Genomic DNA, 14,583 nt, shown 5'->3' on the forward strand with positions numbered 1-14,583 from the left:
TCAAAATAGTAGAAATATAAACCAACTTTAATATTAATAATTGCTTTGGGCAGATTAAAGCAGGATAATGGCTCCTCTTTTTAAGAAGCCTAAAAGGCGTAATTGAACCTCCCGTTCAGTCATGCCCAAACCTGATACTAAAACAGGAACATAAGAATGAGCGAATCTATATTGGATATCAAACAAATTTTTAATTTGTTGCCTCACCGTTACCCAATGATGTTGGTTGATAGGGTATTAGATTACAAAGTTTTTGATTATTTGACTGCGATAAAAAATGTTACGATTAATGAGAATTTTTTTACGGGTCATTTCCCTGAAAATCCGGTAATGCCTGGCGTATTAATGCTCGAAGCATTAGCGCAAGCAAGTGGAATTTTAGCCGCAGTATCCCATACTCATGCGGATAATGTATTACATTTTTTTGCAGGTATTGATAATGCAAAATTTAAACATATAGTGACTCCGGGAGATCAATTACGCTTGGAAGTAAAATTCTTAGGAAGGAAAAAAGCGTTTTGGCGTATGCATGGCGAAGCTTATGTAGGCGATAAACTGGCCTGTTCTGCGGATTTATTAAGTGCAGCAAAGGAAATTCAAAAGTGATAGATGAAAGAGCAATAATTCACCCATCTGCTAAACTAGCGAAAGGTGTGACAGTAGGCCCTGGCGCAGTAATTGGTGCAGATGTTGAAATCGGTGAGAATACCTGGATAGGTCCTTATGCCGTGCTTAAAGGTCCAACGACCATTGGTAAAAATAATAAAATTTTCCAATTCGCCTCTTTAGGTGATGAGCCACAAGATGTCACTTATAAGGGTGAATCTACACGTCTGGAAATAGGTGATAATAACATCATTCGTGAATATTGTATGATCAACCGCGGTACCGTCAAAGGCGGTGGGGTGACTCGTATTGGTAATGATAATTTCTTAATGGCTTATACCCATGTTGGCCATGATTGCATGCTAGGCAATAACATTATTCTTATTAGTTATGGCGCATTATCAGGGCATGTAACGGTTGATGACTATGCCATTATTGGCGGTTATGCTGCTGTACATCAGTTCTGTCATGTAGGTGCTTATGCCTTTATTGCCCGAGCTACTTATGTTTCTAAAGATGTGCCTCCTTACATTATGGTTGCTGGTTATACCTCTTCTGTATATGGCATTAATACGGTAGGCCTACGCCGGCGCGGATTTTCTTCTGAAACAATTAATTCACTACGCCGTGCCTATAAAGTGATTTTCCGCAAAGGACTAACAGTACAGCAATCGATTGCTGAATTGGAGTTGATGCAGAATGAATGCCCCGAAGTGATTCCGATGATTGATTTATTAAATCGATCAACGCGGGGTATTGTACGCTAAGCTAAGACTGTCCGCTTTCGTGAGGGGCGGACGGATATATCGAACCGGATTTTGATACAAACAAACTTCATAAGTTAGAGTGAACGCCTATGTTAGACATTCAATTATTACGAGATGACCCTCAATTCGTTGCTTCGCAGTTGTTAAAGCGTGGTTTCCAATTTGATATCACTTCCTTTACGTCTTTGGATGAAAAGCGTAAAGAACTTCAAGTAGCAACACAAGCTTTACAAAATGAACGAAACACTCGCTCCAAAGCGATTGGTATTGCCAAAGCTCGTGGTGAAGATATTGAACCAATGCGCGAAGAGGTTAACCGCATTGGTGCAGAGCTAGAGCGAAAAAAACAAGAGCTCGAGGAATTATTACAACAAATCGAAGCCATTGCTTTGCGTTTACCTAATATCCCCCATGAGTCAGTACCTGTTGGTGCAGATGAGAAGGACAACGTGGAAGTGAGACGCTGGGGAACGGTTCCTAGCTTTGATTTCTCCGTGAAGTCGCATGATGAGCTTGGTGAGGCATTAGGGCAAATGGATTTTGCCATGGCTGCTAAATTAACTGGCAGTCGTTTTGTAGTGATGCGCAATCAATTAGCCAGATTACATCGTGCATTAATCCAATTTATGTTGGATGTGCATACGCAGCATCATGGCTATCAGGAAATTTATGTTCCTTATATTGTCAATGCAGATAGTCTTTTGGGTACAGGGCAATTGCCAAAATTTGAAGAGGATTTGTTTAAGTTAACCGGCGAACAAGGGTATTACTTAATCCCAACAGCAGAAATCCCCGTGACTAATACGGTTCGTGACACCTTACTTACCGAAGATATGTTACCGATGCAATATGCATGTCATACTCCCTGTTTTCGTAGTGAAGCGGGTTCGTACGGTAAGGATACTAAAGGAATGATTCGCCAGCATCAATTCGAAAAAGTAGAATTGGTTTGGGTGACAAAACCGGAAGACTCTTATAATGCGTTGGAAAAGCTTGTCAATCACGCGGAAACAATTTTACAACGTTTGGAATTACCTTATCGGGTAGTTACTTTGTGTTCCGGTGATATGGGGCCAAGTGCTGCGAAAACCTATGACATCGAAGTATGGTTACCAAGCCAGAATACCTACCGTGAAATCTCTTCTTGCTCAAATATGGAAGCATTCCAGGCCCGGCGCATGAAAGCTCGATATAGACGTAATGAAGAGCGTGATATAGAACCAGTCCATACTTTAAATGGTTCTGGTCTTGCTGTAGGCAGAACTTTAGTTGCCCTTATGGAAAATTATCAGGACAAAGAGGGTACCATTCATATCCCTATGGCTTTACGGCCTTATTTGGGTGGTATGGAGCTTATTCGTGTTAATAATTAAGAGAGCTTAGCTGAGTATGTCATCCTGATGAGTTCAGGATGACATCATAAGCGCAGACTACATCAAACAATAAAAAATCTGAATTATTGCTCTATTATTAACAAAGTTTTCTTTTCTTCCTCCAATTCAATTCTATAATTAAAAGAAGATTTTCTTTTTATGTAAGACTTAGAACGGTTAATCCATCAACCAATCCAGGAACCTGTTATGTCCACACAAGCGATTGTAAAAATGGGTAGCAAACACTTAGGAGTTCCTTCTACACCTCTTATTGATTTTGATTCAGTCCATACTCATCCAGAAATTGCAACGTTGCTGCAAAATATGCGAGATACAATGGAAGAAAAAGGTGGTGTGGGGATTACAGCGCCACAAGTTGGTTGTAACAAAAGAATTATTATGCTGGGATTTGAGAAGAGTAAACGTTATCCAAATGCAAAACCTGTTCCTTTTACCATCTTGATTAATCCATCTTATAAAGTTATTTGTGATGAAATGGTTGATGGTTGGGAGGGGTGTTTGAGTCTTCCATGTTTGCGGGGCTTAGTGTCACGTTATAAGAAAATTGAATACAGTGGATATGATGCTGAAGGCAATTTAATTACAGGTATTGCTGAAGGGTTTCATGCGCGCATCATTCAGCATGAGTGTGACCATCTTGATGGGATCTTATTTACTTATCGCCTAAAAGACTTACATGAATTTGGCTATGAGGACGAATTAGGCCCTCGTATTTTTAATTATTAAATAATATTCCTTCTTTTCTGCATCCTTGTTAAAGTAATTTGATTCAAAATTAACGCACAATAACATCAATGTGCGAGCCTAAGATGCAATATGAATGATTTTTTTGACTCAACTAGTTCATTACAAGTTTTATTCATTTATTTAAAGCAGCAGATTAGTTTATCAGGCATTAACACAGAGCTCTTCCCTGAGTTAACGAATGCCGAACAAGATGATGCATCATTACAAGACCCCGAGGTGCTACAGGAAGAGCATGCCGCTAAATGCATTCAGCATGTGTGGACAAAAAGACAAATCAATTATAAATTTATCCAAGATCCTTATAATACTTATTTATCCATGATGCCTGCGGATGATGATCAGCGCTTGCTATCCAGAATTATGTTTGGACGTCATGCTGCTGAATTACCGTCAAACTCTAAATATAAAACTACAAATCCTTATATTTATATTCGTGCTTACTATCATCGTGACGATGATTTGCCGGCTGTCTTCCTAAAGCAATTACTACTGCAGTTTGAAATTGATCCAGAACTTGAGAGTGTTAATGAATACATGCCAGTAAGTTTATTGAATAATACCCCAATCGAAGAAATCATAAAGAACCATTTTCCCCCACTTAAAGCGCCCATTGAATTAATTAAGGATGAGAACCACAGCATCGGTTTGCTAGTGATTCCACGATGTAATTTTGGACAAATCCTTAAAATAAAGGAGATTGTTCGCGCCTGTGGGGTGGTTGCTTCTCCTTGGGAGATTGCTCAAAATATTAAAACGGAGCTTTATCCAGAGCTCATAAGCCCAGAAATTCCGGGTTTTGATGATTTACCGGTAACCACAGAAGAGTTGCTGCAAAGTCCTATATGCAAAAAAATAGCGATGATTGCGACTAGTAGTCGTCATCCTACGCGATTATTGGCTATCAATCTGGCTAAATTAGTTCAAGCTTTACCCGAAATGTTACCTGAAGCCATCAAGCGCATTAGCTTATTGCTTGAGCTAACACATACATTTTATGAGTATCACTATCCTCGCTATGCATTTTGTATTTATGTGATTATCCATGAGATTAGTTTGGCTTTATTAAAGCAAACTGATGAACAATTCTTGGTAAATAGTTTTAATGAATTTGTTTTTGAGTCAAAAAGAACATTTCTTGGTTCCTTAGCTCTTAGCGAAGAGCAAATTGTTAATTCACATTTTGTTGCTTTTCCCGCATTGTCAGGAACAAATGCTTATACCTTAGCCATGCAATTAGCTTGGCAGATGAGGACGCATAGTGGTGCTGAACCGAAGATTAAAGTATGCATCCCTAGCTATTATGAATTTGCTCACATTACCAAAAAGAATCTCACGGAGTCGGATGCGGATATTTATATTCTTTCTGCTGGCCCAATTGTTAATAAAAATGGTTTAACTCCTGGGGTAGATATTAATCATCTTGTCAGGCGCAAATTGATTGGAAAAAAGCGGGAGAAACCATTAACTCTTATTGTTGATGCGACTACAGCATTGTACTCTAATTTACAATTGGCACCTGATGTACAGCCTTTAATAGGAACGGGGCAGCTTTCAATAATTTTGCATGAGAGCCATCAAAAATTTGGTTTAATTCATAGTGATCAAGCGCAATATGGGCGTGTTTTAGGTCTTTGTGCTAAAGGGAGTTATGCAGAAGAACTCATCCATACAATGCAGCAAAATTCTCAAGATGACTTTAATCGGCATGTGGACATGCGCATAGGGGCGTTTATTAGTAGTATTTGTGGAAGCTCATTAGAAGAGATTAAACAACAGCATTTTAGTAATGGGGCGCTGTTAAGAAACCTATTAATTGAATCCCTATTAAGTAATAAGGAGGTTGTCACTCATAAAGATATGTTAACCAATTTGGATCAATTATATTTCACTACATCTCAGCATTCCGCGTTTAATAATATTACGCGAAATATTATTGAGCCAAGAGATAGTTTTGGCCATTTTAGTTTTACTAAAATAGGGGTAGGAAAATATCATCGTATTAGTGCTGATGCCTCCGATCGTATTGATTGCCTGCTCTTAGCCTCCCAAATTTATATTGCGCAGCAATACACGCCTGAGCAGTTAGCAGAAATTATATTAATACATGCTCGAGGGAGTGAACGCTTAAACTTTGAATATCAAATCATGACACTTGCAGTGCTTAACAAAATTAGTGCTGGCTTAATTGATCTGAGCGGTGTCAACTTATTAGAATTATTTTTGACAATGCATTACCTGTTAGAGCGTTGTTCTAGTTTTTCTGGCCGTCAATATTATGTACGGGTTGTCGCTTATCTGGCAAGTTTTGAGGAACCTCTTGCTACTCAATATAAACCTGCAAATCCTACACATTTTTTGAATGCGATAAAAATTTTGTATCAAGCGAGGATAAAAATTAGTTCTTTGATGGAGTACTTAGATACTTATCAGCACATCGATTTACTTGAAAAAGTGAGTACGGAGACTTGTTTACATCACTTCATTAATCAGCATGCTTTAACGCAAAAGCAATTAATGACAGTGTTTGCTCTTTTGGAAGCTCAATTGAACATTGCCGATTATTTAAAACTTATATGCAATGAGAAATTTTGTTCTGGGGTCTTAAAAATCCATGATGCAAATCAACGGATTTTAATGAATTTGAAAACTACCCCAGAAAAATATCAGAAGGCGAGTACATCCTCTATTATATACCAATCCGAATGTTATCAGGCGTTAAAGAATTATTATCAAGTTGAGCATTCCATAAGCGGTGCGCAGGCATTAATTCGCTCATTAGAGAAAGCAAAAGACAGTTATACGCAGGAGGTACTGCGGCATGATCGATGTCCTCAATCTCAGGCGATGAGGCTTATTTTAATGATAGTTACCAATTTTTTTGCCAGTTTAACTTTGGGTGCAGCGCATGCTATTCATTATAAAAACACTGGTCGCATCTTCTTTTTTTCGGGAACCAATTCAGAGAATGCATTACATGCAACACATAAAGATTTTAATGCGGAGTTTCACCTACTATCTGAGGTTAGTGTAGGTGCATAATCTGGTTTATGGGGTAAATTTTTTAGTGCAGCGTGTTATTTGGCGAGACTTCCGCAGCAAGGAAAACCTGATTGCGAGCAACCAGGCTATGGTTTTTAATAACTTCTTTGTAGGGCAAAATTTGCTAGCTTAGCCAGGGCATCTTTATATTTGGACTCTGGTAAAACCATTAAATGAGATAGGGCCTTGTCAATTTCTTGGGTTGCAATCTTTTTGGTATATTCGATGGCTTTAGTTTCTTCCAGCGCAACAAGAATTTCTGGTAAAAATTCTAGGCTGCCCTTTTTTAAACTGTCGATAATTTGTTGTTTTTGCAACTCTGACCCATGCTGTAGGGCATGAATTAATGGTAAAGTGGCTTTTCCATCCGCCAGATCATCACCAATGTTTTTACCAATGGTCTTGGCATCCGAACAATAGTCCAAAGCATCATCAATAAGTTGGAAGGCATTGCCCAAGTGTAAACCATATGCATAAATACTATCCTGGACCTCTTTTGATGCATTACTTAGCATTGGGCCAATACAGGATGAGGCTGCAAATAACAAGGCGGTTTTTGCCCGAATAACATCGAAATACTCATCAAAAGTCAGAGCAGGGTTATGGCGGTTTGATAATTGTTTTACTTCGCCACAGCTAATTTCTAAGGCGGTGTTGGCAAAAAGTTTCAGAATGGCTGGATTGCCTGAGTCCACCATCAATTGAATTGATTGTGTAAACAAATAATCACCAACTAAGATGCTTGCTTTACTTCCCCAAATATTATTTGCGGTTTCACGCCCTCTTCTTAGGGTAGATTCATCGACAACATCATCATGCAATAAGGTAGCTGTATGAAAGAACTCAACCATAGCCGCTAAAGCAATGTGATTCTGGCCTTGATAACCACAAGCATTGCTGGCTAACAGCACCAATAGGGGGCGCAGCCGCTTACCACCACTTTCAATAACATGGTGGGACATATCATCAATTAAACCTATCTGAGATTCAATTTTATTAACAATTAAAGCATTGACCGCGTTAAAATCATCAATTACTGTTTCGCGTATACTCTCAATCGTCATTGTTTTTCCTCAACCATTCAATCAGCAAATGCTAAAGTTGTACTGGGTAATTGTCAAGGTATCCGTTCAGGTAATGATGATAACTTAAGAGAAACATAGCCTGGATGGAGGTGAAACCGTAATCCAGGATCTAGGCTTGATTCAAACGCAGATCTCTGGATTACGTTGCACTGCATCAAGGCTACAGTGACTCACTCTGTTCGGGATAACCTAGGAATGATTTTTACACATTAAACAAGAAGTGCATTACATCACCATCACAGACAACATATCCTTTACCTTCCAGGCGTAATTTGCCTGCTTCTTTTGCGCCTTGCTCGCCGCGATAGCTAATAAAATCATTGTAAGCAATGACTTCAGCGCGAATAAATCCTTTTTCAAAATCGGTATGAATTACACCGGCTGCTTGCGGAGCTGTAGCACCTTTATGAATAGTCCACGCTCTTACTTCTTTAACGCCCGCCGTAAAATAAGTTTGTAATCCTAAAAGGTCGTAACCTGCGCGAATTACCTTATGCAGACCGGGTTCGCTTAACCCCAAACTCACCATAAATTCTTTACGATCTTCATCATCCAGCTCAACCAATTCGGCTTCTGTAGCAGCACATAAGGCAACAATACTAGCCTTTTCGCGAGCCGCTAGTTCTTGAACTTTATCCAATAGCGGATTATTTTCATAGCCATCATCATTCACATTGGCAATATAAAGAACAGGTTTTGCGGTAAGTAAGAATAAGCGACGAGCAATTAATTCTTCCTCAGCAGTTAATTCCAGAGTGCGTACGGGATGACCTTCGTCTAAATGAACTTTAATTTTCTCCAAGGCTTTCATTTCCGCAATGGCTTCTTTATTACCGCTACGGCTGTTCTTGCCTGCCTTAAGCATGGCTTTTTCAACAGCTTCCATATCGGCTAAAGCTAATTCGGTGTTAATCACTTCAATATCACTTAGCGGATCAACGCGACCTTCGACGTGAATCACATCCGTATTTTCAAAGCAACGTACCACATGAGCAATTGCATCTGTTTCACGAATATTAGCTAAAAACTGATTGCCTAAGCCTTCGCCTTTGGAGGCGCCTTTAACAATGCCCGCAATGTCAACGAATTGCATGGTTGTCGGAAGTATTTGCTGTGGCTTAACAATCTCGCTTAAGGCTTCAAGTCGGGGATCGGGAACAGTCACAATACCAACATTCGGTTCAATGGTACAAAAGGGGTAATTCGCTGCTTCAATGCCTGCCTTAGTCAGGGCGTTAAAAAGAGTTGATTTACCAACGTTAGGCAAGCCTACGATTCCACATTTAAATCCCATGAATAGTACCTCTGTTAAGCGTTTAATTGATTCATTGCTCTGGAAATATCGCCAGATAAAAGTAAGGGCATCGTAGCGATCCCTCTATCGATTGCATCATAAATATGTTGTCTGTCCTGTGCGGACGGTTTATTGAGCACATATTGGTGCACTAAGTCTTTATGTCCAGGGTGGCCTATACCAATACGTAAACGATGGAAATTGGGGCTGCCTATCTGGGCAATAATGTCTCTTAAGCCGTTGTGTCCACCATGTCCACCACCGGTTTTTAATTTAATTCGTCCTACGGCTAAGTCCAATTCGTCATGAACTACCAGTATTTCTTCAGGTTGAATGCGATAAAATTGGCTGATTAATCGTGTTGGTTGTCCACTATGATTCATGAATGTTAGGGGTAAAACCAATTTGCTTGAATGATTGTTCAACTCGAGCTCAGCCAGCTCTGCCTGCATTTTTTTTTCTAATTTGAAGTTAGCGCTATGTCGTTGCGCTAAGGCTGTTGTAAGCCATCCACCGGCATTATGACGCGTATGCTCATAAGCTGGACCTGGATTACGTAAACCAATGATAAGTTTTATCGCCATGATGAGTAGGTAGGATTAGGATTTTGGGGTTTTAGGTAATCAGAGTCAGGCATGCCTGACTCTGAGCGCGGAGAAAAATTACTCTTCACCTTTCTCTTCTGAACCAACAGTAGGTACATCAGATGCTGGAACTTCTGTCCCTTCTTCAACTGCGCCTGCGCGGGACATATGGATGCTCACAACGGGAGCGTCATGGCTACCATCAGTAACATCAACAGTTAAGTTTACACCTTTTGGTAATTTCAGATTTGATAAATGAACAACATCATCAAGTGCTACTTTAGCCATATCAACTTCAATGAATTCTGGAAGATCTTTAGCTTGGCAACGAACTTCAACTTGAGTCATGGTGTGGTTAATCATACCGCCAGCCTTGATACCAGGAGCTTTTTGCTCGTTGATAAAATGGAGAGGTACTAATTTAACTAGAACATCTTTCTTAGAAACACGTTGTAAGTCCATATGCATGATTACAGGCTTGTATGGATGGCGTTGTAATGCTTTTAAAATCACGTGTTCTACTTTTCCATCAACAGTAATATCAAAAACACTTGAATAAGTACTCTCAGATTCTAATACTTTGATTACTTTGTTGTGGGGGAAAAGAATAGACATTGGTTTTTTGTCTCCGCCGTAAATTACTGCGGGTACTTTATTTTCAAGACGACGTAGGCGGCGGCTCGCACCTTTCCCCATATCCGTTCTTGTTTCTGCTTCTAATAGAATATTTGACATTATTTATATGCTCCAAAAATTAAATGGCCCTTACTTAATCCGCGACCAGATTAAATACCAGATCCAAGAATATATTGACATTTCTCTACTCTTGGCCAAAATAATCAAGGTTGCAAAAAAACTGCGTACCTTAAAGACTTTGCTAACAAATCTGGAAAGGGTGGCAAAGTATACAATATTTTAAAATGAACATAAATAGAAATTGCACTTGAAGTCGTTGGCATAATTTCATAGAATATGCGACTTTATTGAATTTGTGATAGCCAATCAGGCGAATTGGAGAAAAATTATGTATGCGGTAATCAAAACTGGCGGTAAGCAATACACCGTGAAGGAAGGCGATGTACTTAAGATCGAATTGCTGCCTGAAGATGTTGGCAACGAAATTAAATTCGAAGAAGTTTTAATGTTAGCTGATGGTGACAAAATTGTCTGCGGTACGCCATTTGTTGCTAAAGCAACTGTAAAAGCAGAAGTGCTTGATCATGGCCGTCACAAGAAAGTCAAAATCATCAAGTTCCGTCGTCGTAAGCACCATATGAAACAAATGGGGCACAGACAATATTATTCGCAAGTTAAAATTACTGCGATAAGCAAGTAAGAGGGGATAGCAATGGCTCATAAAAAAGCAGGTGGTAGTACTCGTAACGGCCGCGACTCGAATCCTAAGTATCTTGGTGTGAAGCGTTATGGTGGCCAGTTTGTTAATGCAGGTGAAATCCTTGTAAGACAGCGTGGTACTCGTTTTCACGCAGGACCAGGCGTAGGTATTGGTCGTGATCATACTTTATTTGCCTTAGTTGAAGGCTTGGTTAAATTCGTAATTAAAGGCGAAAAAAATCGTAAGTATGTGACTATTGTTGCTGAACAAGAAGCTGCAAACTAGGAACTTTTAAGTTCCACCGATTGTCTTTATACGTAGCCTGGTTGCTTGCAGCCGGGCTACTGTGTATTAAGATTCAGAAAACGTAGCCCGTATTTCGTATAGCGTAATACGGGGATATGTGTCACAACATCCCGTATTACGACCTCGTCTAAATACGGGCTACGAGTTAAGGTACGTTGCGGGTGTTACACTCGTACTCCTTAATGCTCACACTATGTTCCCTGTCCCTGACAACAAAATTTTCTTTTATTTTTGAGGTATGTCATGAAATTCGTTGATGAAGCAATTATTAAGGTTGATGCCGGCAATGGTGGAAATGGTTGCTTAAGCTTCAGACGCGAAAAATTCATTCCCCGTGGTGGCCCTGATGGGGGTGATGGTGGCGATGGTGGTAGCGTTTATTTCGAAGCCAGCAGCGATCTAAATACCCTTATTGATTTTCGTTATATGCGTCACTATAAGGCAGGAAATGGCCAGCCGGGTATGGGCGGAAATTGTTCGGGGAAAAAGGGCGATGATTTAATTATTAAAGTTCCCGTGGGTACGCTCATTTATGATGTTGATAGTGGCGAATTACTTGGTGATATTAATAAAGTAGGGGTACCCGTACTCATTGCTCAAGGGGGATTCCATGGTTTAGGAAATACCCGTTATAAAAGCAGTGTGAATCGTGCTCCCCGCCAAACCAGTCCTGGAAGCCCCGGAGAGTCAAGGCATCTACGTCTCGAATTGCGTGTTTTAGCTGATGTTGGCTTGCTTGGCTTGCCTAATGCTGGAAAATCAACCTTGATTCGAGCTGTTTCTAGCTCCAAGGCGAAAGTTGCAGATTATCCTTTTACCACCTTGCATCCAGGCTTAGGTGTTGTCAGTGTTTCTTCACATAAAAGCTTTGTTATGGCTGATATTCCTGGACTTATTGAGGGGGCTTCTACTGGTGCGGGTTTAGGACATCGTTTCTTAAAACATTTGTCTCGTACTTGCGTGCTGTTACATGTAATTGATGTCGCTCCTGTAGATGAAAGTGATCCAGTTGCTTCTGCGAAAGCGATTATCAATGAATTGGCGGAATACAATCCTGAGTTAGTGCAAAAACCACGTTGGCTCGTACTCAATAAAATTGATATGCTGCCTGATGAGGCCAGCCGTAATGAGCGCATCCAGGCCATAATTGATGGCCTGGATTGGAAGGATAAGGTATTCACTATTTCCGCAATCAGTGGTCAAGGAACCCAGCAATTATGTTACTCATTGATGCAATTGATTGACGAGCTGAACAATCCTGAAGCTTGACCATTCTGCCGCATGCTCACGCACTGAGGGCGTGCGGTAGGGAATCGTGTGAATCTCTGTGCCTTCTTTTTGCCCATCATGGTAATGAATCGTCAATTGCGTTGTACCGGTTATCGGTTTTTTCTGCCAATAATCTTCCAAACCTGTGATGTGGAAATAGGGCTTGGTTTTTTGTAATCCGTTAAAATTTACTAAATGATGCAAACCGGGTTTGCTTAGAATATTTTGTAATAAACCGCCTGTAGCTTCATCAATAATCGTGATTGACTCATTGCGCGCGCTGATAAGTTCACGTAAGGCATCAGACGCTTTTTTATCAACCGCACTGATTACATGTGGTGCCACAATTGGGTCGATAATGGCTTTAATCTGTTCTACCAGGTCTTGCCGGCAGCGCACTTTGAATTCAATATAAGGTGACTCCCAACGATAGCCAGTTTGGCAATCAATTTCGGCTAATGCCTCTTCCAATGTTTGGGCAATTTCGCTTTCAGCCAAGCCAAAAACTTTCCATTTCAGAATTTGCTTCTGACTGTGCGATGTTTCTTGCAACATAGGAAATGCATAGTCATTAAACATTGGCAAACACTCGCGAGGAGGGCCTGGGAGTAGAATAAATGTTTTATCGTGCCAGCGATAATAACAGCCCATAGCACTACCATTGGGATTGAGAAGCAGTTTGGCATCAGTAGGAAAGAGACATTGTTGACGATTTCCTTGATTTAAGGGTATTTTGATATGCTGTAACCGCGCTTTAATATGCTCTAGGGCTTGGGTGTGCTCTACTAATTCTATCCCTGTAAATTTCGCTAGGGCAAAACGTGTTAGATCATCAGTAGTTGGCCCAAGTCCACCAATGATAATGATAATGTCGTGATTTGCGGCTAAAAACTGTAAACACCGGATAATATCTGTTTCTTTATCACTGCAAGAAAGTTGAAAACCTAAGGATAAACCCTCGGTACTCAGGGCATGGGCTAAATTATGGCCGTTTGTATTTAATGTATCTCCATGAACGATTTCATCGCCTGTTGCTAAGATGGCTATAGTCATGTGAGTGCTCCTTGAATGCTAATTCATTCCTTGAGTGTATCGTATAATTTGAAAAATCTGTAATAGTTGTTGACTTTTGTGCGCAGATTGCCTAATAAATGAGATAGTTATGAATCTGCTAAGCTCGAACTAGAACTAGACTGCTCAATTGAGCGCAGCACAAATCAGTTTCGTAGTACATAATAATAGTTAGATGAATTACGTTATCTTGGGATAACGTCCCCTATATGAGTAAGGAGAAAGTATGGAGTTTTCAAGCCGTTATGTTGCACATGTTCCCGATGCTTTGGGATATGTTAATTATTCGGCTGAGGAAAATAAAGTTTGGAGTATTTTGTTTGAACGCCAAATAAAATTAATTCCAAATAGGGCATGTGAAGCGTTTATTACGGGGTTGCAAACCTTAGGTATTACTTCACAGAGCATCCCTCAATTGCCTGATTTGAGTCAGAAACTTAAAGCAAAAACAGGGTGGACCGTTGCGCCTGTGGCTGCTTTGATTTCAGCACGAGAGTTTTTTGAGCTCTTGGCAAAGAAACATTTTCCTGTAGCAACATTTATTCGTACTGAAGAAGAATTAAATTATGTAAAAGAGCCGGATATTTTCCACGAGATTTTTGGACATTGTCCCATGTTAACGGACAGCATTTATGCCGATTTTTTACATGACTACGCGTGTAAGGTATTAAGCTTCCCAGAAGAAGATTGGCCTTTGTTACAACGCATGTTTTGGTATACCGTAGAGTTTGGCTTAATTAACACTTCTCAAGGTTTAAGGGCTTATGGTGGTGGAATTCTTTCTTCAATTAGCGAAACTGTATACAGTGTTGAAAGTGACATTCCATTACGTGTTTATTTTGATCCTATAGTTGCGTTTCGTACGCCTTATCGGATCGACAGACTGCAACCAATCTATTTTGTGATTGATAACTATCAGGTTCTTTATGATTTTGTTTTATCTGATATCGCCAAGCTACTAGAGCGTACACGTGAATTAGGTGAATTTCCTCCATTATTTGAAGTGGATCCAGGTAATCCAAACATCCATATTAGGGCTTGTTAGGTTGTGCAATCCTTAATTGAGAGTTTTTTTTATCTTTTCC

Annotated in this window: 14 protein-coding genes; 9 read left to right on the top strand and 5 right to left on the bottom strand. The window is 40.0% G+C overall.

The window, feature by feature from the left end; all coding sequences use genetic code 11:
• The first annotated feature begins 156 nt into the window (after positions 1-156).
• The 5 genes from fabZ (at position 157) to E1P08_RS10600 (ending at position 6,553) form a co-directional block, all read left to right on the top strand.
• Positions 157-606, top strand: a complete 450-nt coding sequence (gene fabZ / locus E1P08_RS10580; protein ID WP_133136983.1) for a 3-hydroxyacyl-ACP dehydratase FabZ — start codon at positions 157-159, stop codon at positions 604-606.
• Positions 603-1,373 carry an acyl-ACP--UDP-N-acetylglucosamine O-acyltransferase gene (gene lpxA, locus E1P08_RS10585; RefSeq protein ID WP_133136984.1) on the top strand — a complete coding sequence of 257 codons (771 nt, stop codon included), beginning with the start codon at positions 603-605 and terminating at the stop codon, positions 1,371-1,373. The genes fabZ and lpxA overlap by 4 nt, the downstream gene beginning before the upstream one ends.
• An 89-nt stretch (positions 1,374-1,462) precedes the next feature.
• Positions 1,463-2,746 carry a serine--tRNA ligase gene (gene serS, locus E1P08_RS10590; protein ID WP_133136985.1) on the top strand — a complete coding sequence of 428 codons (1,284 nt, stop codon included), beginning with the start codon at positions 1,463-1,465 and terminating at the stop codon, positions 2,744-2,746.
• A 207-nt stretch (positions 2,747-2,953) separates the two neighbouring features.
• Entirely contained in the window at positions 2,954-3,493 is a 540-nt protein-coding gene (gene def / locus E1P08_RS10595) for a peptide deformylase (RefSeq protein WP_133136986.1), read from the top strand.
• A gap of 90 nt (positions 3,494-3,583) precedes the next feature.
• Positions 3,584-6,553: a hypothetical protein gene (locus tag E1P08_RS10600; RefSeq protein WP_133136987.1), complete on the top strand. Its 2,970-nt coding sequence runs from the start codon at positions 3,584-3,586 to the stop codon at positions 6,551-6,553.
• A 95-nt stretch (positions 6,554-6,648) separates the two neighbouring features.
• On the opposite strand, the gene E1P08_RS10605 is transcribed toward E1P08_RS10600, so the two are convergent.
• The 4 genes from E1P08_RS10605 to E1P08_RS10620 all read right to left on the bottom strand — a co-directional run bounded on the left by E1P08_RS10605 (position 6,649) and on the right by E1P08_RS10620 (position 10,251).
• On the bottom strand, positions 6,649-7,617 hold the full coding sequence (locus E1P08_RS10605; RefSeq protein WP_133136988.1) for a polyprenyl synthetase family protein: 969 nt from the start codon (positions 7,615-7,617) through the stop codon (positions 6,649-6,651).
• Between the two features lie 223 nt (positions 7,618-7,840).
• Positions 7,841-8,932: a redox-regulated ATPase YchF gene (gene ychF / locus E1P08_RS10610; protein WP_133136989.1), complete on the bottom strand. Its 1,092-nt coding sequence runs from the start codon at positions 8,930-8,932 to the stop codon at positions 7,841-7,843.
• Positions 8,933-8,946: 14 nt separating this feature from the next.
• Positions 8,947-9,516, bottom strand: coding sequence for an aminoacyl-tRNA hydrolase (pth, locus tag E1P08_RS10615; RefSeq protein WP_133136990.1), 570 nt, complete (start codon positions 9,514-9,516; stop codon positions 8,947-8,949).
• 78 nt (positions 9,517-9,594) lie between these two features.
• Positions 9,595-10,251, bottom strand: coding sequence for a 50S ribosomal protein L25/general stress protein Ctc (locus E1P08_RS10620; RefSeq protein ID WP_133136991.1), 657 nt, complete (start codon positions 10,249-10,251; stop codon positions 9,595-9,597).
• A 289-nt stretch (positions 10,252-10,540) separates the two neighbouring features.
• Between E1P08_RS10620 and rplU the strand changes: the two genes are divergently transcribed.
• The 3 genes from rplU to cgtA all read left to right on the top strand — a co-directional run bounded on the left by rplU (position 10,541) and on the right by cgtA (position 12,427).
• Complete coding sequence (rplU, locus tag E1P08_RS10625) at positions 10,541-10,852, top strand: 50S ribosomal protein L21 (protein ID WP_133136992.1); 312 nt, start codon at positions 10,541-10,543, stop codon at positions 10,850-10,852.
• A gap of 12 nt (positions 10,853-10,864) precedes the next feature.
• Positions 10,865-11,137 (top strand): 50S ribosomal protein L27, encoded by a 273-nt coding sequence (gene rpmA, locus E1P08_RS10630; protein WP_133136993.1) that lies wholly within the window; start codon positions 10,865-10,867, stop codon positions 11,135-11,137.
• 264 nt (positions 11,138-11,401) lie between these two features.
• Positions 11,402-12,427 (top strand): Obg family GTPase CgtA, encoded by a 1,026-nt coding sequence (gene cgtA / locus E1P08_RS10635; RefSeq protein ID WP_133136994.1) that lies wholly within the window; start codon positions 11,402-11,404, stop codon positions 12,425-12,427.
• Here cgtA and E1P08_RS10640 read toward each other — a convergent pair.
• Positions 12,383-13,480, bottom strand: a complete 1,098-nt coding sequence (locus E1P08_RS10640; RefSeq protein WP_133136995.1) for a competence/damage-inducible protein A — start codon at positions 13,478-13,480, stop codon at positions 12,383-12,385. The two genes, cgtA and E1P08_RS10640, sit on opposite strands and share 45 nt — an antisense overlap.
• A 244-nt stretch (positions 13,481-13,724) precedes the next feature.
• Here E1P08_RS10640 and phhA point away from each other — a divergent pair, with 244 nt between their 5' ends.
• On the top strand, positions 13,725-14,543 hold the full coding sequence (phhA, locus tag E1P08_RS10645) for a phenylalanine 4-monooxygenase (RefSeq protein ID WP_133136996.1): 819 nt from the start codon (positions 13,725-13,727) through the stop codon (positions 14,541-14,543).
• Positions 14,544-14,583: the final 40 nt, after the last annotated feature.

The organism is Legionella rowbothamii (genome assembly GCF_900639985.1).
In the GTDB taxonomy this organism is placed as follows: Bacteria; Pseudomonadota; Gammaproteobacteria; order Legionellales; family Legionellaceae; genus Legionella; species Legionella rowbothamii.

Bases quoted from the DNA above. Each gene is read 5' to 3' on its own strand.
- E1P08_RS10640 (WP_133136995.1), bottom strand. From the start codon at position 13,480: ATGACTATAGCCATCTTAGCAACAGGCGATGAAATCGTTCATGGAGAT.
- fabZ (WP_133136983.1), top strand. From the start codon at position 157: ATGAGCGAATCTATATTGGATATCAAACAAATTTTTAATTTGTTGCCT.
- E1P08_RS10600 (WP_133136987.1), top strand. From the start codon at position 3,584: ATGAATGATTTTTTTGACTCAACTAGTTCATTACAAGTTTTATTCATT.
- rpmA (WP_133136993.1), top strand. From the start codon at position 10,865: ATGGCTCATAAAAAAGCAGGTGGTAGTACTCGTAACGGCCGCGACTCG.
- cgtA (WP_133136994.1), top strand. From the start codon at position 11,402: ATGAAATTCGTTGATGAAGCAATTATTAAGGTTGATGCCGGCAATGGT.
- phhA (WP_133136996.1), top strand. From the start codon at position 13,725: ATGGAGTTTTCAAGCCGTTATGTTGCACATGTTCCCGATGCTTTGGGA.
- ychF (WP_133136989.1), bottom strand. From the start codon at position 8,932: ATGGGATTTAAATGTGGAATCGTAGGCTTGCCTAACGTTGGTAAATCA.
- E1P08_RS10605 (WP_133136988.1), bottom strand. From the start codon at position 7,617: ATGACGATTGAGAGTATACGCGAAACAGTAATTGATGATTTTAACGCG.
- E1P08_RS10620 (WP_133136991.1), bottom strand. From the start codon at position 10,251: ATGTCAAATATTCTATTAGAAGCAGAAACAAGAACGGATATGGGGAAA.
- serS (WP_133136985.1), top strand. From the start codon at position 1,463: ATGTTAGACATTCAATTATTACGAGATGACCCTCAATTCGTTGCTTCG.
- rplU (WP_133136992.1), top strand. From the start codon at position 10,541: ATGTATGCGGTAATCAAAACTGGCGGTAAGCAATACACCGTGAAGGAA.
- pth (WP_133136990.1), bottom strand. From the start codon at position 9,516: ATGGCGATAAAACTTATCATTGGTTTACGTAATCCAGGTCCAGCTTAT.
- def (WP_133136986.1), top strand. From the start codon at position 2,954: ATGTCCACACAAGCGATTGTAAAAATGGGTAGCAAACACTTAGGAGTT.